This window comes from Streptomyces sp. AM 2-1-1, assembly GCF_029167645.1.
Taxonomy (GTDB): Bacteria; Actinomycetota; Actinomycetes; order Streptomycetales; family Streptomycetaceae; genus Streptomyces.
The window spans coordinates 6,677,360-6,694,013 of sequence record NZ_CP119147.1; the positions used below are offsets into that span (position 1 = coordinate 6,677,360).

Annotated in this window: 9 protein-coding genes; 2 read left to right on the forward strand and 7 right to left on the reverse strand. The window is 74.2% G+C overall.

Features of this window, described 5'->3' with window-relative positions; genetic code table 11:
- Positions 1-32 precede the first annotated feature (32 nt).
- Both PZB77_RS28830 and PZB77_RS28835 read left to right on the forward strand, forming a co-directional pair.
- Positions 33-4,166: a beta-ketoacyl synthase N-terminal-like domain-containing protein gene (locus tag PZB77_RS28830; RefSeq protein ID WP_275495562.1), complete on the forward strand. Its 4,134-nt coding sequence runs from the start codon at positions 33-35 to the stop codon at positions 4,164-4,166.
- 46 nt (positions 4,167-4,212) lie between these two features.
- Entirely contained in the window at positions 4,213-5,376 is a 1,164-nt protein-coding gene (locus PZB77_RS28835) for an LLM class flavin-dependent oxidoreductase (RefSeq protein ID WP_275495563.1), read from the forward strand.
- On the opposite strand, the gene PZB77_RS28840 is transcribed toward PZB77_RS28835, so the two are convergent.
- The 7 genes from PZB77_RS28840 to PZB77_RS28870 all read right to left on the reverse strand — a co-directional run bounded on the left by PZB77_RS28840 (position 5,310) and on the right by PZB77_RS28870 (position 15,758).
- Positions 5,310-8,285: an AAA family ATPase gene (locus tag PZB77_RS28840; RefSeq protein WP_343299885.1), complete on the reverse strand. Its 2,976-nt coding sequence runs from the start codon at positions 8,283-8,285 to the stop codon at positions 5,310-5,312. The genes PZB77_RS28835 and PZB77_RS28840 overlap by 67 nt on opposite strands.
- Positions 8,286-8,314: 29 nt before the next feature.
- A complete protein-coding gene (locus tag PZB77_RS28845) occupies positions 8,315-9,091 on the reverse strand; it encodes an alpha/beta fold hydrolase (protein ID WP_275495564.1) in 777 nt (258 codons plus the stop codon).
- Positions 9,088-11,004, reverse strand: coding sequence for an ABC transporter ATP-binding protein (locus PZB77_RS28850; RefSeq protein ID WP_275495565.1), 1,917 nt, complete (start codon positions 11,002-11,004; stop codon positions 9,088-9,090). Before PZB77_RS28850 ends, PZB77_RS28845 begins: the two co-directional genes overlap by 4 nt.
- Positions 11,001-11,909, reverse strand: coding sequence for an ABC transporter permease (locus PZB77_RS28855; protein WP_275495566.1), 909 nt, complete (start codon positions 11,907-11,909; stop codon positions 11,001-11,003). Before PZB77_RS28855 ends, PZB77_RS28850 begins: the two co-directional genes overlap by 4 nt.
- 3 nt (positions 11,910-11,912) lie before the next feature.
- Positions 11,913-12,857, reverse strand: coding sequence for an ABC transporter permease (locus PZB77_RS28860; RefSeq protein WP_275495567.1), 945 nt, complete (start codon positions 12,855-12,857; stop codon positions 11,913-11,915).
- Positions 12,854-14,512 (reverse strand): ABC transporter substrate-binding protein, encoded by a 1,659-nt coding sequence (locus PZB77_RS28865; protein ID WP_275495568.1) that lies wholly within the window; start codon positions 14,510-14,512, stop codon positions 12,854-12,856. The genes PZB77_RS28860 and PZB77_RS28865 overlap by 4 nt, the downstream gene beginning before the upstream one ends.
- A 76-nt stretch (positions 14,513-14,588) precedes the next feature.
- Positions 14,589-15,758 (reverse strand): acyl-CoA dehydrogenase family protein, encoded by a 1,170-nt coding sequence (locus PZB77_RS28870; RefSeq protein ID WP_275495569.1) that lies wholly within the window; start codon positions 15,756-15,758, stop codon positions 14,589-14,591.
- Between the last annotated feature and the right edge of the window lie 896 nt (positions 15,759-16,654).

Consider the following 16,654-nt stretch of genomic DNA (forward strand, 5'->3'; position numbering starts at 1 on the left):
CACCACGACGCCACGCCAGGAGGAGACCGGCCATGGCCGATGAGGAGAAGCTGCGCAGCTACCTCAAGCGCGCGCTCGCCGAGAACCGCGAAGCGCTCAAACGCCTGCGGGAGGTCGAGTCGGGCCTCCGGGAGCCGATCGCCATCGTCGGCATGAGCTGCCGGCTCCCGGGCGAAGTGGACTCGCCCGAGTCCCTCTGGGACCTGGTCGCGGCGGGTGGCGACGCCATCGCCCCCTGGCCCGACGACCGGGGCTGGGACCTCGAAGCGCTCTACGACCCCGACCCCGGCCACCCCGGCACCAGCTACGCCCGGCACGGCGGATTCCTCTACGACGCCGCCGACTTCGACGCGGAGTTCTTCGGGATGTCGCCGCGTGAGGCGCTGGCGACCGATCCGCAGCAGCGGTTGCTGCTGGAGTCGTCCTGGGAGGCGTTCGAGCGGGCGGGGATCGCCCCGGACACCCTGCGCGGCAGCCGTACCGGCGTCTTCGTCGGCCTGACGGCACAGGACTACCAGCACCGGCTCGCCGAGGTGCCGGCCGAGGTGGAGGGCTACCTCGGCATCGGCAACCTCGCCAGTGTGGCGTCCGGGCGCATCTCGTACACGTACGGGTTCGAGGGTCCGGCCGTGACGGTGGACACGGCGTGCTCCTCCTCGCTGGTGGCGCTCCACCTCGCCGTGCAGGCGCTGCGGTCGGGTGAGTGCGACCTCGCGCTCGCGGGCGGGGCGACCGTGATGTCGACCCCCGCCGGCTTCGTGGAGTTCTCCCGTCAGCGCGGGCTCTCCCCGGACGGACGGTGCCGTGCGTACGGCGCCGGGGCGGACGGGACCGGCTGGGCGGAGGGGGTCGGGCTGCTCCTGGTGGAGCGGCTCTCGGACGCCCGGCGGCTCGGGCACCAGGTGCTGGCCGTGGTACGCGGCTCCGCCGTGAACCAGGACGGCGCCTCGAACGGGCTGACCGCGCCGAACGGCCCCGCCCAGCAGCGGGTCCTCCAACAGGCGCTGACCGCCGCCGGTCTCGCCCCGCACGACGTCGACCTCGTGGAGGGGCACGGCACCGGCACCACCCTCGGCGACCCCATCGAGGCGCAGGCGCTCCAGGAGGTCTACGGCCGCGACCGGCCCGAGGAGGCCCCGCTCTGGCTCGGCTCGCTCAAGTCCAACATCGGCCACACGGCCGCCGCGGCGGGAGTGGCCGGACTCATCAAGGCGGTGCAGTCGATCCGCCACGGCGTCCTCCCCGCGACGCTGCACGCCGGCACGCCCACCCCGCACGTGGAGTGGGCGGGCGGCGGGGTGCGGCTGCTGGACGAGGCCCGGCCGTGGCCGGAGACCGGACGCCCCCGTCGGGCCGGCGTCTCCGCCTTCGGCGTGAGCGGGACCAACGCCCACGTGATCGTCGAGGAGGCCCCGGCCGCGCCCGATCCCGCGGCAGTCGATCCGGCCGCGCCCGATCCGGCGGCAGCCGATCCGGCCGCGCCCGATCCGGCCGCCCATGCGCCCGCCGGGTCCGCGCCCGCTTTCGCCGGGGCTGCCGCGCCCGGCCCCCGCAGCGACGTGCTTCCCTGGCTGTTCTCCGCCCGTTCGGCGCCGGCCCTCCGGGGGCAGGCGGCCCGGCTGGCCACCTGGCTGGAGGCCCGGCCCGGCGTCGACCCGCTCGATGTCGCCTGGTCGCTGGCGACCACCCGCACCACCCACCCGCACCGCGCCACCGTGGTGGCCCAGGGCCGCGAGGCGCTCCTCGCCGGCGTGCGGGCCTTGGCGGCCGGAGACTCCTCCGCCGCCGTGATCGGCGCGGGAGACGGCCTCCCGCGCGTGGCGCGCACCGGCCGCACCGCCTTCCTTTTCACCGGGCAGGGCAGTCAGCGGGCCGCCATGGGGCGGGAGCTGTACGAACGGTTCCCCGCCTACGCCCGCGCCTTCGACGAGGCGGCCGCCGCGCTCGACCCGCACGGCGCCGGCCACCTCACCCGTTCGGTGCGCGAGGTCGTCCTGTCGTCCGCCCACGGCGAGCTGCTCGACCGCACGGAGTACGCGCAGCCCGCCCTCTTCGCCGTGGAGGTGGCCCTCTTCCGGCTGCTGGACAGCTGGGGGGTGCGGCCCGACGTCGTCGCGGGGCACTCCGTCGGCGGCCTCGCCGCCGCCCAGGCGGCCGGGGTGCTCACCCTGGAGGACGCCGCCGCCCTGGTCGTGGCGCGCGGCCGGCTGATGCAGGCACTGCCGCCGGGCGGCGCGATGGCGGCGGTCGAGGCGACCGAGGAGGAGGTCGCCGAGGCGCTCGTCGGACGGGAGGAGAGGGTCGCCGTCGCCGCGGTCAACGGCCCCCGCTCGGTGGTCGTCTCCGGGGACGAGGAACCCGTCCTCGCCGTGGTGGCCGGCTTCAGGAACCGGGGCCGCAGGACGTCCCGGCTCCGGGTGAGCCACGCCTTCCACTCGCCCCGCATGGACCCGGTGCTGGACGAACTCCACCGGACGGCCAAGGCCCTGCGGTACGAGGAGCCCCGCATCCCCGTGGTCTCCGACCTGACCGGCGCTCCCGCCGGAGCGGGAGAACTCGGCACCGCCGAGCACTGGACGGAGCACGCCCGGCGGCCGGTGCGCTTCCTGGACGTCGTCCAGCACCTGCGCGCCGCGGGGACGACCCGCTTCGTGGAGATCGGACCGGACGGCGTCCTCGCCGGGCTGAGCGGCGAGATCCTCTCCGCGCAGGCCCCGGACGCGGCGCGACCCGTCGTCGTTCCCCTGCTGCGCGGCGGCCGGCCCGAGGTGGCGACCTTCCTGACCGCACTGGCCCGCCTGCATGCCGACGGAGTACCCGTCGACTGGCGTGCGGTCTTCGAGGGCCACCGCCCCCGCACGGTGGAGGTGCCCACCTACGCCTTCCAGCGCCGTCGCCACTGGCTCGACGCCACCGTGACCCGCCACGCCACCGGCGCGTCCCCGCTCCCCGCCGCCGAGCCACCGGCGGAGGGGCCGAGCTGGGCGGACCGGCACGCGGAGCTGTCCGGGCCCGCGCTCGACTCCGCCCTGCTCGACCTCGTCAGGGCGGAGGCCGCGGCCGTCCTGGGACACGCGTCGGCCGATGCGGTCGCCCCCGACCGGGCCTTCGTCGAGGTGGGCCTCGACTCGCTCTCCGCCGTCGAACTGCGGTCCCGGCTCGCCGCCCGTACGGGCCTGACGCTCGGCGGGGCGCTCACCATCCGCCACCCCGAACCCGCTTCCCTCGCCGCCCACTTGAGCGAGCTCTCGCGGGCGCGGCAGCGGCCCGCCGGACCGGCCGGAGGGCAAGGGCCCCTCACCACGCTCTATCTGCGGCTGTGCGCCGCCCAGGAGATCGCCGCGGCCACCGAAGTGGCGGTCGCCGCCTCCCGGTTGCGGAGTACCTTCGCCGCGGCCGAGCGGGCCCGCCACGCCGCCGACCCGGTGGTGCTGGCGCAGGGCGACGCCCGGACCGCGCTGGTCTGCTTCCCCGCCCTCACCGCCCTCTCGGGGCCGCACGAGTACGCCCGGTTCGGCCAGGCGCTGCACGGCGTACGCGACGTCCTCGCGATCCCCGCGCCCGGCTACCCCGAGGAGAGCGCCCTGCCCGACTCGGCGGAGACCTTCGTGGCGATGCAGGCCGACGCGGTCCAACGCCTGTTGGGAGAGAGGCCGTTCGCCGTACTGGGGCGGTCGCTCGGCGGCTGCGTGGCCCATGCGGTGACCGCCGAACTCGAACGGCGCGGCACCCCGCCGACGGGCCTGGTCATGGTGGACACCTATCCGATGGACACCGCGACCCTCCCCGGCATGGAGTGGTGGATGCCCGCCATGATCAACGGGATGGTCGACCGGTTCGACGCCTTCGATCTCGGCCTCACCGACAACGGCCTCACCACGATGGGGAGTTACCTCAGCACGTTCGGCGGCTGGCAGCCCCGGGCGGTCACCGCCCCCACCCTGCTGCTCCGTGCCGGGATCCCCCTCCCCGGAACGCCCGACGACCCCACCGGAAAGACCCGCGCCTTCTGGCGGCTGCCGCACGAGACAGCCGACGTGCCGGGCGACCACTTCTCCGTCCTGGAGGAGCATTCGGCGACCACCGCGGCCGCCGTCGAGGCGTGGCTGAGTGCCCGGGACCGAGCCCACGCAGTCCGTGATCCGGCCCACGCCGTCCGCACCTGACCCCCGCACCACCCGCACCCCAGCTCGAACGAGAGAGAAGAACACGATGACCGCACGACAGCCGCTGCACCTCGCCGTGGCCCTGGACAACGTCGGCTGGCACCCGGCGGCCGGCGCGGGGCCCGACGCGCCCGCCGGAAACCTCTTCGGTCTGGCGCACTGGACCGCCCTCGCCCAGGAGGCCGAACGCGGACTGCTGGACTTCGTCACGGTCGAGGACCCGCCGAAGCGCCCCGCCGGACACGTGAACCACCGCCTCGACGCCGTCCTCGTCGCCTCGGCACTGGCCGCGCGTACCGAGCACATCGGGCTGGTGCCGAGCATCGTGACCGATCACGCCCAGCCGACGAACGTCGCGAAGGCGATAGCCACCCTCGACCACCTCAGCGACGGCCGGGCCGGCTGGCGCACGCCGGTCACGCCCGCACGGCCGATCGTCATCGCCGACATCTTCACCCCCGAGGTGCAGACGCCGATGGCCGAACTCTTCGAACGCGCCGCCGACCTGGTGCGCGTCGTCCGCGCCCTCTGGGACGGCGTCGACGACGAGAAGGCACTCCGGGACATCGCCGCGCCGGGCAGGTTCGCCCCCGCCGACCCCGACCCGCACGGCAGCTTCACCGAGATCGAGCCGCTGGGCGGAGCGGCCGGGGACTGGATCACCATCGACGCGCCGTCGCTCGCCCCCCGCGCCCCGCAGGGCCACCCGGTGATCTTCACCGTCGCCCACATCACCCTGCCGTACCGGTACGGGGCTCGGGCGGCCGACGTCGTCTCGGTGACCCCGCACAGCGTGGCGGAGGCACGGGCGACCGTGGAGGAGGTCCGGGCCGAGCAGGCGGCGGCCGGGCGCGCGGACGAGAAGGTGCACGTCTTCGCCGACCTCGTGGTCTTCCTCGACAGCACCCCCGGCCGCGCCGCCGAACGCCTCGCCCGCCTCGACGCGGAGCACGGCAGCGCCTACACGTCCGACGCCGAGATCATCGCCGGCACCCCGGCCGAAGTCGCCGACCTGCTCCTGGAATGGCAGGAGGCAGGGCTCTCCGGGTACCGCCTGCGCCCCGGGGCCCTCCCTCACGACCTGCACGCCATCACCCGGGAGCTGGTACCCGAACTCCAGGCCCGGGGCGCGTTCCGGACCGCCTACGAGGCGGACACCCTGCGCGGGCTGCTCGGACTGCCGCTGCCCGCGGCCCCGGTCGCACCCTGAGCCCCGGCCGGACGCGGGTACTCACCCGCCCGGTCACCCGGCTGTCCGGCCCCGCCGGTCTCCCGCAGCGAGTGCGGGAGGTCGGCCCGGCCCTTCACCCGGAGCTTGCGGTAGGCGTGGGTGAGATGCTGCTCCACCGTGCTGACGGTGATGAACAGCTTCTCGGCGATCTCCCGGTTCGAGTGTCCGGCCGCCGCCAACGCCGCCACCTGCGACTCCGAGCCGCTGAGCAGTCCGGTGCCCGCACGGGGGCCGTCCTGCTCCGCGCGCGACTCCTGCGCGGCGAGCCGCCGCGAGAGCGGGGTGAACCCCTGTCTCTCCGCGATCTCCCGGGCCTGCCGGCCGACCATCCGGGCCTTGCCGGCCTGGCCCGCCCGGTCGTGCGCCGCGCTCAGATCGGCGAGGGCGCGCGCCAGCTCCAGCCGGTCACCCCCGGCGCCGAGCAGGTCCACCGCCTCCCGCAGCAGCACGGCGCGCCGTCGCGGGTCCGCCACCGAGGCGGCCGTCCGCAGCGCCATGCCGCGGGCCCGGGGCAGCGCCGGCGACACCAGCTCCAGCTGCTCGGACGCGAGTCGGCGGGCCTCGTCCGTCCTGCCGAGCCGCAGCAGGGACGTCACCGCGTCGCTCCGCCACGGCACGAACGAGGGCTGGTCGATCTCCCACTCCCGCAGCAGCCGCCCGCACCGTGTCAGATCGTCCAGCGCCGCGTGCAGCAGGTCGACGGAGAGCCGCTGCCGGCCGCGCGCGTGCAGGTACTGGGCACCGAACCGCGTCTGGAACACCTGCTCGGGCAAGGTCCACGTGCGTGGCACCCCGGTCTCCGGCACCGTGCCCGTCGCCGTGGCGGCGAGCAGCAGGGTGGCGAGCGGAGAGCCGATCAGTACGCCCCAACTCGCCGTGGACATCGAGTCCATGGCCCGCCGGGCACTGCGCTGCGCGAGCCGGGCATCGCCCTGGCGGAAGGCGATCTCCGCCCGGACGGCCGCGAACTGCGCCTGCCACGCCGGAGCTCCGCGCTCGGTCGCCTCCCGCAGCAGAGCCTCGCACCAGCCCACCGCCAGGTCCGGGCGGTCCGCGTAGACCAGCACGGACAGGGCGAGATGGAGGGTGTCGAAACCCTGGTCGTCCAGCGGGGTCGTCTGGAGCGCGAGTTCGGCGCTGCGCACACTGTCCTGATCGGCCCCCGAGCGCATCAGCCCGTTCAGCACCGCCGCCATCGGCCTCGGCGCGCCGTCCGGCTCGCGGGCCGCCTGCGACCTGCCGGCGCGCGCGCCCAAGACGGTCCGCGCGGCCGGGCGGCCCGTCCGGCCGCGCGGACCGGACTCCCGCAGCAGCGCGGGGTGGGAGGCGCGCAGCCACTCCCGAGCGGCGAGGTACTCGTTCGCGGAGGACGCGTCCAGCGTGTCCGCGAACCGTTCGAGCCGGCGGAGCGCGAGGGTGATCTCCTCCCCGCTCCCGTTGCGGAGCAGCCGCCCGAGGAGGGGCACGATCTGGCAGCCGGTCAGCCGCCCCTCCCGCAACGCGTCCACCAGCGGCCGCAGCCGCCGGCACGCCGTGTCCGGATCGCTCCGGAACTCGACGAGGCTCCACAGCATGGTGACGGTGGCCCGCTGCTCCTCGTCCGCGCAGACCCCCGACGCCAGGTCGAGGCATGACTCGGCGCACGCCGTGTCGTCCCGGCGCAGAGCTTCACGGGCGGCGTCCAGCAGGACCGGGAGCGCCCAGGGCTCCTTGCCGTGCCCGGCGGACACCAGGTGGACGGCGACCGCTGACGCCGGGTCCCCCGCCGAATGGAGCAGGCGGGCCGCGTCCCGGTGCAGCGCCGAGCGGTCGGCGGCGGGCATGCCGGCCAGGACCGCCGCTCCCGCGGCGGGGTGGCGGTAACGCCCTCCGTCCAGCACACCGATGACGTCCAACGCCCCCAGCACCTCGTCCACCTCGGGCTGCGGCAGGCCGAGCAGCCGCGCCAGCCGGTGGGGCGAGCCGGATGCGTCCAGCACCGCGAGGGCGCGGGCCGCGTCGCGGAACCGCCGCCCCGCCCTCCGTACGCACGCGTCCACCGCGCTGCCGAACTCCGCCCCGGGACGGGGACCCCGGCCGGTTGCCGGATCGCCGGTCCCTTCCCACAGATCCTCCGCCAGCGCGCGCAGCAGCAGCGGGTTCCCGCCGCTGAGCCGGTGCCAGTCGGTGGCCGGGGCATCCGGCGCGAGTACCCGCCCGGGCAGCCCCGCGAGCATCCGTCCGGTCGCCGCGAGGGAGAGCGGACGGACCCGGACGCGGGTGAAATGCCGCTGCCGCAGGAGCGGGGTGCGCCAGGCGCGCTCCGACGCCTCCCCGTCGGTCGGCGGATCGGACTCGGTCACCACGATCAGCACCCGGGACGCGCGGAGCAGACCGCCCATGTGGATCAGGGAGTTGAGCGACGCCGCATCGGCGAAGCGCAGATCGTCGACGGTCACCACGACCGGCTTCCGCTCCGCCAGCGCACGGATCAGCTCCCAGTGGACCTGGCCGACATGGGCCGGAGTCGGACCGGACGACAACAGGTCCGCGTCGCAGGGCGCCGTCCGGCCCCGGGGCGGGCGCAGCGCCCGCGCGCACTCGTCGGGCGAGAAGTGCGCACGGCCGAAGAGCTGGCCGGCGACCCCCAGCGGCACGTCCTGCGCGGAGCAGGTGGCAGCCGCGTGCAGCACCACCGCGCCCTCGGCGGCCGCGATCTCGCCGAAGACGTGGAGCAGCTCCGTCTTGCCGGCGGCGACCGGACCACTGATGGCGACGACGCCGCCCCGACCACCGAGACAGTCGGCCAGCAGCTCTCGAAGTCGCGTCACCTGGGTCTCACGCTCCACAAAAACCACAACAAGCTCCACATCTCGGCGACGCGGTGGCGTCGCGCGCATTTCGGACATCTGCTCTCGGGTGGGGACCGGTGAGGACGTCAGGGCCGGTGCCGCGGCGGCGCCGCACCCGGCAGCAGCCGGTCGTGGATCAGGGCCCCGATCCGGTCCTGGTGCTCCAGGGGGAAGAAGTGGCCGCCGCTGAAGGTCAGCACCTCCGTGGGCCCCGAGGTGTGGCCCTGCCAGGCCCACGCCTCCTCCGGTGTCACCTTCGGGTCGTCACTGCCGGTCAGCACCGTGACCGGGGAGTCGATGAGGGGGCCGGGGCGATACCGGTAGCGCTCGATCGCCCGGTAGTCGCCGCGCAGCGCCGGCAGGATCATCTCCACCAGTTCCGGCTCCGCCAGCAGAGCGGCGGGGGTACCGCCCTGCCGCACGATCTCCGCCAGAAGGGAGGCGTCGTCGGCGAGGTGGAGCCGCTCCTCGCGACGGGTCGACGGGGCGCGGCGACCGGAGACGAAGAGCGCGGCCGGCCCCGACCCGGTGACCTCCGCCAGCCGGCGGGCCGTCTCGTACGCCACCACCGCGCCCATGCTGTGCCCGAGGAACGCCGGCGGCTCGCCCCACCAGGGCCCCAGGACTTCGGCGAGCGCGTCGGCCAGGGTCCCGATGTCCTCGGCCGGCGGCTCGGCCCGGCGCTCCTGGCGTCCCGGGTACTGCACGGCGAGTACCTCCACCCGGGGACGGAGCAGCGCGGAGAGCGCGAACCAGAAGCCCGCGGAGCCCCCCGCGTGCGGGAAGCACACCAGGCGGGCGCCGGCCCCGGGGGAGGGGTGGAAGCGCCGTATCCACAGATCGGCGCCGACTTGGGTCGTCATGCCCGTACCCCTTCCTGGTCACGGTCGGCCGCCGCGGGGTCACGGTCGGCCCCGGCGCCACCGTCGACCGCGGGGGCGTGCCCGGCCGTCCGGTCGGGCCGGGGGAGCGCGGCGAGCAGTTCGCGGGTGTACGGGTGGGAGGGGCGGTCGAAGATCTGCTCCACCTGCCCCGTCTCGACCAGTTTCCCGTCCTTCATCACGATCACCCGGTCGCTCACGTGGTGGACGACCCCGAGATCGTGCGAGATGAACAGCAGGGCGAGCCCCAACTCCCGCCGCAACTCCGCCAGCAGGTCCAGCACCTGCGCCTGGACCGACACGTCGAGCGCGGAGACCGGCTCGTCGCAGACGATCAGCCGGGGCTCGGTCGCCAGCGCCCGCGCGATGGCGACCCGTTGGCGCTGGCCGCCGGAGAGCTGCAGCGGGCGCCGGTCGCCGAGCGCCGCCGACAGGCCCACCTGGCCGAGGAGTTCGGCGACCCGTGCGGTACGGGCCCGCCCGCGCGCCACGCCCGCCCGGGCCGCCGCCTCGGCGACGATCCGCCGCACCGTGTGCCGGGGGTCGAAGGAGCCGAGCGGGTCCTGGTGGACCACCTGGAGGTGCCGCCGCCGATCGCGGCGGGCCCGCTCGGGCAGGCCGCTCCACGGCTCCCCCTCGAACCGGACGGTGCCCTCGTCCGGTTCCACCAGCCCCAGCACGATGCGGGCCGTCGTCGTCTTGCCGGAGCCGGACTCACCGACCAGCCCGAGGGTCTCACCGGCGCGGATACGGAAGGAGACGTCGTCCACCGCCGTCCATGAGCCCCCGCCGGGCGCGCGGAAGCTCTTGGACACGCCCGCCACCTCCAGCAGCGCCGGACCCGCGGTTGCCGGGCGCGCCTGCCGGGCCGCCGGGGCGGCGACCGCCCCGGCCGTGGGCCGTACGGCGGCCGGCGGGCCGATCGGGACCGGCGTACCCGGGTACCAGCAGAGCGTCAGGTGCCCGTCCTCGCCGGCCGTCGCCGCCGGCAGCTCCGTACGGCAGCGCTCGTCGGCCGAGAGGCACCGTGCCGCGTACGGGCAGCCGCCCGGACCGGCGGCCGGGTTCCGCGCGGCCGGTACGGAGAGCGCGCTCCCCTTGGAGGCGAGCGTCGGCACCGCCGCCAAAAGCGCACGCGTGTAGGGGTGCCGGGGGTTCCGCAGTACGTCGGCGGCGCGCCCCCGCTCGACGACCAGGCCGCCGTACATCACCGCGACCCGGTCGGCGAGGCGGGCCACCACGGACAGGTCGTGGCTGATCAGTAGGAGCGCGGTGCCGTCACCGACCAGCCGCCCCAGCAGGTCCAGCACCTGGGCCTGCACCGTCACGTCCAGGGCGGTCGTCGGTTCGTCCGCCACCAGCAGCTCCGGGGCTCCGGAGAGCGCGGAGGCGATCAGCGCGCGCTGGCGCAGACCGCCGGACAACTGGTGCGGATACTCCGCGGCCCGCCGTTCCGGATCGGGGATCCCGGCGTCCGAGAGCAGCGCGAGCACCCGTTCGCCCGCCCCGGGCCCCTTGGCGAGGGAGTGCTCGGTGAGCGTCTCCCGTACCTCGGCGCCCACCGTACGCAGCGGGTCGAGCGAGACCAGGGCGTCCTGGAGCACCAGGCCGATGCGGCGTCCCCGCACGGCACGCCACTGGCGCTCGGTCAGGGCCATGAGGTCGGTGCCGTCGAAGTCGAGCCGACGGGCGGACACCGATGCGTGCTTCCCGGTCAGCCCGAGCAGGGTGCGGGCCGTCACGCTCTTGCCCGACCCCGACTCACCGACCACGGCGAGGCATTCGCCCCGGTCCAGCGAGAACGACACGTCCCGCACGGCGCGGACCTCGCCGTCCCGCCGGAAAGTGACGTCCAGCCCTTCGACGGTCAACAGGGGGGACACGGTGGTGTTCATCGGTCGGACCTCCGGGTGAAGCGCTGCTGGGCGTGACGGCCGACCACGTTCACGGTGATCACGGTCGCCGTGACGGCCGCGCCGGGGAACACCCCGAGCCACCAGGCCGTCTGGAGGAAGTCGCGCCCGGCGGAGAGCAGCGCTCCCCACTCGGGCGAGGGGGCGGCAGGACCGAGGCCGAGGAAACTGAGCCCGGAGGCGGAGATCAGCGCGGTGCCGAACCCCACCGTCGCCAGGGTCAGCAGCGGCGCCAGCGCGTTGGGCAGGACGTGCCGCAGTACGATCTGCCGGCGGGGCAGACCGAGGGCGACCGCCGACTCGACGTAACCCGAGCCGCGGACCACCAGCGCCTCCGCACGGACGAGCCGGGCGTAGCCGGGGACGAACGCGATACCGATGGCCACCATGACGTTGGCCGTGCCGGTGCCCAGCACGGTCACCACCAGCAGCGCCAGCAGCAGCCCGGGCAGCGCCAGCAGGATGTCGGCCAGCCGCATCAGGATCCCGTCGGCGGCCCGCCCGCCCAGCGCCGCCGCCAGACCGATCACGGCCCCCCCGGCGACCGCGATGACGGTCGAGCCGAATCCCAGCAGCAGGGAGGGCCGGGCCCCGTGGAGGACGCGCGAGAACAGATCACGGCCCAGTTGGTCGGTCCCGAACCAGTGCGCGGAGCTGGGCCCCCGCAAGGCGTCGAGCGGGTCGATCGCGGTGGGCGAGACATCGGTGACCAACTGGGGGGCCACCGCCACCAGCACGACGAGCAGCAGCAGGGCGCCCGCGGCCACCACGGTCGGGGGAGCGGACGGACGCCCTCCCGCCCGGCGCCGCCGCGCCCGCGGCGGCGCGGACACGGCGACGGGAGCGGGAGGCCCGGTGGCGGGCTCGGGGACGAGAGTAGGTGCCATGGGTCAGGCGCTCCTGAGCCGCGGATCGATGACGGGGTACAGCAGCTCCACCACGGTGGAGATCACGACGAAGACGAACGCGGAGAGCAGCACCACACCGATCACCACCGGCATGTCCTTGGCGCTCACCGCCTGGAGGACGAGCGAGCCGATGCCGGGACGGCCGAAGACGGTCTCCACCAGCACCGCACCGCCGATCAGGGAACCGGTGAGCCAGCCGGTCAGGGTGAGCAGGGGCACCGCGCAGTGCCGCAGCGCGTGCCGGAGCCGTACCGCCGTCAGACCCACCCCGCGGGACCGGGCGGTAATCACGAACGGCTGTTCGAGGGCCGCTTCCAGTCCTTCGCGCAATACCTGCGCCAGCACCCCCGTGAGGGGGAGCGCCAGGGTGACGGCGGGCAGGACCAGCGAGGCGAAGCCCTCCGCGCCGGCCACCGGGAAGACGTGGAACCGGAAGGAGAAGACCGTCAGCAGCACGATCCCGACCCAGTAGGACGGGGTGGACGCCGAGATCAGCTCCCAGACCGAGGCGACCGCGCGGAAGCCCGGCCGCCGGCCGGCCGTCGCCACCGCGGAGACCACCGCGAGGACGACGGCCAGAACCAGTGCGGCCAGCGCGAGTTGCATCGTCGGCCACAACTGGTCGGCCAGCAGCGACCGTACCGGCCGCTGCAGTTGGTACGACTGGCCCAGGTCCCCCTGGAGCAGACGGCCCAGGTAGTGCAGGTACTGGTCGGCGACGGGCCGGTCGAATCCGTACTCCCGGGCGATCTCCGCCCGTACCTCGGGAGAACCGGAGTTGGAGGGACCGAGCAGGACGGAGACGGGATCGCCGGGGATGAGCTGGAGGGCGAGGAACGCCAGGGTCGCGGCGCCCAGCAGCACGGCCGCGGCCGAACCCAGGTGCCCGGCGATCCGGCCGGCCGGCCCTGTCGCCGACCGCGTCACTTCTGGACCAGCCAGGCGTCGTAGTACGTCAGCCAGTTGCTCGCGTTGAAGGTGAGCCCGCGCACCTCGTCGGACTGCCCGACGAGGGAGACCTGGGTGTAGAGCGGGATCACGACCGCGAGGTCGATGCCCCGCTGCTGCACCTTCGGGTAGACGTCGGCGCGGGTCTTCTCGTCCAGCGTGGCGCGGCCCTGGTCCGTCCACGCGTCGAAGGACGCGTCGGTGAGGAAGGTGGCGTTGATGCCGCCCTTGGCCGGCGCGCTGCCGGAGTTGAAGAAGAGCCACAGCACGTCCGGGTCGAACCGGGGCCAGCTGAGGTCGATGATGTTCGCCTTGCCGCCGTAGACCTGCGTGTTGTACGTGCCGATGTCCAGGTTCGGCCGCTTGACCTCCACGCCGATCTTCTTCAGGTCCGCCTGCACGGCCTGCCCGAGGACGTCACGGCCCTCGCGCGTCGCCTGGATGGACAGTTGCGGCCACTCGACGGTGAGCCGCTTGCCCCCCTTGGTGCGGTACCCCTGCGCGTCCTTCCCGGTCCAGCCGGCCTCGTCGAGCAGCCGGGCCGACAGCTTCGGGTCGTAGGGCCAGCTCCCTTCGAGGGACTTGTCGTAGTTCGGGGTGGTGGGACTGATCGGGCTCCAGGCCCGGGGGTACTGGCCGAAGGTGACGGTCTTCACGTCCTGCTCGACGTCGATGCCGCGCTGGATCGCCTTGCGCACGCGCACGTCGTCCAGCGGGGCGAGCGACCCGTTGAGCCAGAGGTTGTAGTTGCCGCCCGGGTTGGCCCGCGAGATGAGTTCGAGACCGGGAGCGGCCTTGAGCGCGGTGACGTTCTGCGGCGGAATGGCCTTGGCGACCTGCACCTGGCCACTGGTCAGCGCGCCTGCCCGCACCGAGGCGGTGGGCAGGAAGCGGATGACCACCTTGTCGAGGTAGGCGGCGCCGGTGTGCGTCGCCGTCTTCGGGGCCCAGGCGTAGTCCGGGTTGCGGGTCAGCGTCGCCGACTGGCCCTTGGTGTAACCGGAGAAGACGAAGGGACCGCTGCCCACGTCGGCGGGACCGCCCGCGGCGAGCTTGCCGGCGCCGGCCGCGAGCGCCTTGGGGGAGTAGAAGCCCAGATAGGTGGTGCTGGCGGCCTGCAGGAACGGGGCGAACGCCTTGGAGAAGGTGACCTTCACCGTCTGCGGGTCGATGACCTCGGTGCCGGTGTACGGGCCCAGCAGGTTGGCCGCGTAGAGCGACTTGGTCTCCTTGGCCACGATGTGGTCGAAGTTGGCCTTCACCACGGAGGCGTCGAACTTCGCACCGTCGGTGAAGGTGACGTCGTCGCGCAGGTGGAACGTGTAGCTCTTGAAGTCCGGGGCGACCTCCCACTTCGTGGCCAGCCACGGGTGGAACGTCCCGTCGGAGTCCTGCGAGACCAGCGAGTCGAAGACTCCGCGCTGGATCTCCGCGGTGACGTCCTGGGTGCTGGCGTGGATGTCCCACGAGACGGGTTCGGTGTCGACCGCGGTGGTCAGCGTCCCGCCCGCGACCGGCTTGCTGGAGCCCGCTTTGGCGGTGGTGTCGCCGCCCGACGAGCACGCGGAGAGGAGGAGCAGCCCGCTCACCCCCACCGCGAGGGTGCGGCCGAGTCTGGACAGGGTGGGGCGCATGGCGGAACTCCAGGAGTGAACGGTCCCGTGGGGACGGGAGGGGAGAGGGGAAACGGGGGGAGGAGGGGAGGCCGGCTCAGCCACGCGGAGCTCCCGCCGCCAGAGCGGAGCCGCCGATGATCTGCAGGGAGGCGTCCTCGTTCGGTGCGTGCACCCCGACGGACTGGATGTCGCGGAAGTGCCGCTCCAGCGGATTGCCCTGGGCGAGACCGGGGTTGCCGAGCAGACGCACCGCGGCCTGGACGGCGGCGGTGACGTGGCGCACCACCAGCACCTTCGACGCCAGGGCGTCGACGCCCGACACGGGCAGACCCCGGTCCACCCGGTCGGCGGTCCCGAAGATCAGCTGTTCGGCGGTGGAGAGGAGGGTCTCGATCTCCCCGGCGGTCTGGCGGAAACGGTCCGTCGTGGCGAGGGGACGGCCGAGCGCGGCGGGCACCCGCTCGTGCCCCCAGGCCGTCGTGAAGCTCTGCGCGGCACGCGCCACCCCGACGTAGAGGGAGGACGAGAGCAGCATCGTGATGCTGCCGGGGAGGGTGCCGGGAGCAGGCGGGGTGCCCGGGTGCTCCAGCTCGTGCACGTACTCCGCGGGAATCTCGACGTCGCGGAACTCCACCTCGTGGCTGCCGGTCGCCCGCATGCCCAACTGGAACCAGGTGGGCACCACGTCGATGCCGGGTGTACCGGCGGGGACGATGAAGTTGCCGACGCGCGGAGAAGCCTCGTCGGTCACCGCCCAGACCAGGAAGTAGCTGAGACCCTCCGCGCCGGTGACGAACCGCTTGCGGCCGCTGATCGACCAGCCGTCCGCCGTCCGCCGCGCGACGGTCCCGGGCAGGCCATGGGTGGACGAGCCCAAATCCGGTTCCGCACGGGCGTGGTTGAGCAACGTCGGACGCTCGGCGGACTCCGCCAGCACCCGGGCGTAGAGCTCCTCGGGCCATGGGCTCCGCGTCTGGAGCAGGTGGGGGACGATCGTCATCCCGGCGATGAGCGCGGTGGACGGATCGCCGCGGCCCACGGCGAGCAGGATCTTCGCGACCTCGGTGAAGGTTGCCCCGGATCCGCCGTAGCGGGCATCCACTCCGGCAGTCAACAGACCTGCTTCGTGCAGGAGTTGTATCTGCTGGTGGGGAAAGGCCCCGGTGCGGTCGTGCTCGGCGGCGGTGGCCGCGAGCGAGGCGGTCACCTCGTCCAGTCGGTCGAGGTCGGCGGGTATCGGCCGACTCTCGGTCGCGGAACTCATCGGCCCTCCCGGGAAGGGAGAGAGAGGTCACGGGCCATGGGTGTGTCCTTGATCTTGGGTTCGCGGGCAGTCGTCCGGCCACGTGGGGCGGCGCGGCGGGCAATGGGTGCGACGGGCGCTCCGGGCCGCGTGTGACCGCCGGGGCACGGTGGACCCGGCGTGGACGGCAGCCATGGGGGGAGCGTGGTCGGGAAGGAGACGCGGGGGATCGCGGTCGTGCGGGAGAGGTGATGTTCACCGGAGCCCGGCAGGACCCACGCGTCGGCTCAGCGACAGCTGGTCGACTTGACCTTTCCGAAGTCCACGACTCGGCACTGGGTCAGACGGGGTGTCAGGTGCTCACTGAGTCCGTGGTGGCATGCGGAGACACCGGCCGGGTACCGGCTGGACTCCCTCACCATCTCAGGCCTGAACATGGCACTGAGCATGCAGGAAAAGAGCACGCTGCGTCCAATGCCGAATACTGATCGAGATCGATCGCATCTGCTGATCGGTGCTTCGGCGGGACCTGAGCGCGCTGCCGGAGTGCTGAGTTCGTACCCGGATCGCCGATCCTCACACGATCGTCGGAGGTGGCGGGGTCGCGCTTCGGGCGCCGGGGGAAGGTGTCCGGAGCGAGATCGCAGAAGAACTCGACCCGGGTTGAGGGGGGCTTTCGGGCCCTCGGTCCGCCGGGAGGTCGTGCACCGCCCTCGGCGCTTCCGTGCCGGGGCCGGGGTCCGGGTGGCCTGCCCTGCGGAGGGGTGAGGGGAGGGGCGGGCCTCGCGTGCCCCGGGCGCTTTCCGGGGTGGGGCGGCGATGCCGCCGACCGGTGCGGACGGGCCGGTGCGCGACGCATCGGCTTCCACCGGTCCCGCCGCGCCGTCGCGGTGCGCGTCCGGCGCGCCCGGCCACCT

Coding starts and splice junctions, on each gene's coding strand:
- PZB77_RS28830 (WP_275495562.1), top strand. CDS start 33: ATGGCCGATGAGGAGAAGCTGCGCAGCTACCTCAAGCGCGCGCTCGCC.
- PZB77_RS28835 (WP_275495563.1), top strand. CDS start 4,213: ATGACCGCACGACAGCCGCTGCACCTCGCCGTGGCCCTGGACAACGTC.
- PZB77_RS28840 (WP_343299885.1), bottom strand. CDS start 8,285: ATGTCCGAAATGCGCGCGACGCCACCGCGTCGCCGAGATGTGGAGCTT.
- PZB77_RS28845 (WP_275495564.1), bottom strand. CDS start 9,091: ATGACGACCCAAGTCGGCGCCGATCTGTGGATACGGCGCTTCCACCCC.
- PZB77_RS28850 (WP_275495565.1), bottom strand. CDS start 11,004: ATGAACACCACCGTGTCCCCCCTGTTGACCGTCGAAGGGCTGGACGTC.
- PZB77_RS28855 (WP_275495566.1), bottom strand. CDS start 11,909: ATGGCACCTACTCTCGTCCCCGAGCCCGCCACCGGGCCTCCCGCTCCC.
- PZB77_RS28865 (WP_275495568.1), bottom strand. CDS start 14,512: ATGCGCCCCACCCTGTCCAGACTCGGCCGCACCCTCGCGGTGGGGGTG.
- PZB77_RS28870 (WP_275495569.1), bottom strand. CDS start 15,758: ATGAGTTCCGCGACCGAGAGTCGGCCGATACCCGCCGACCTCGACCGA.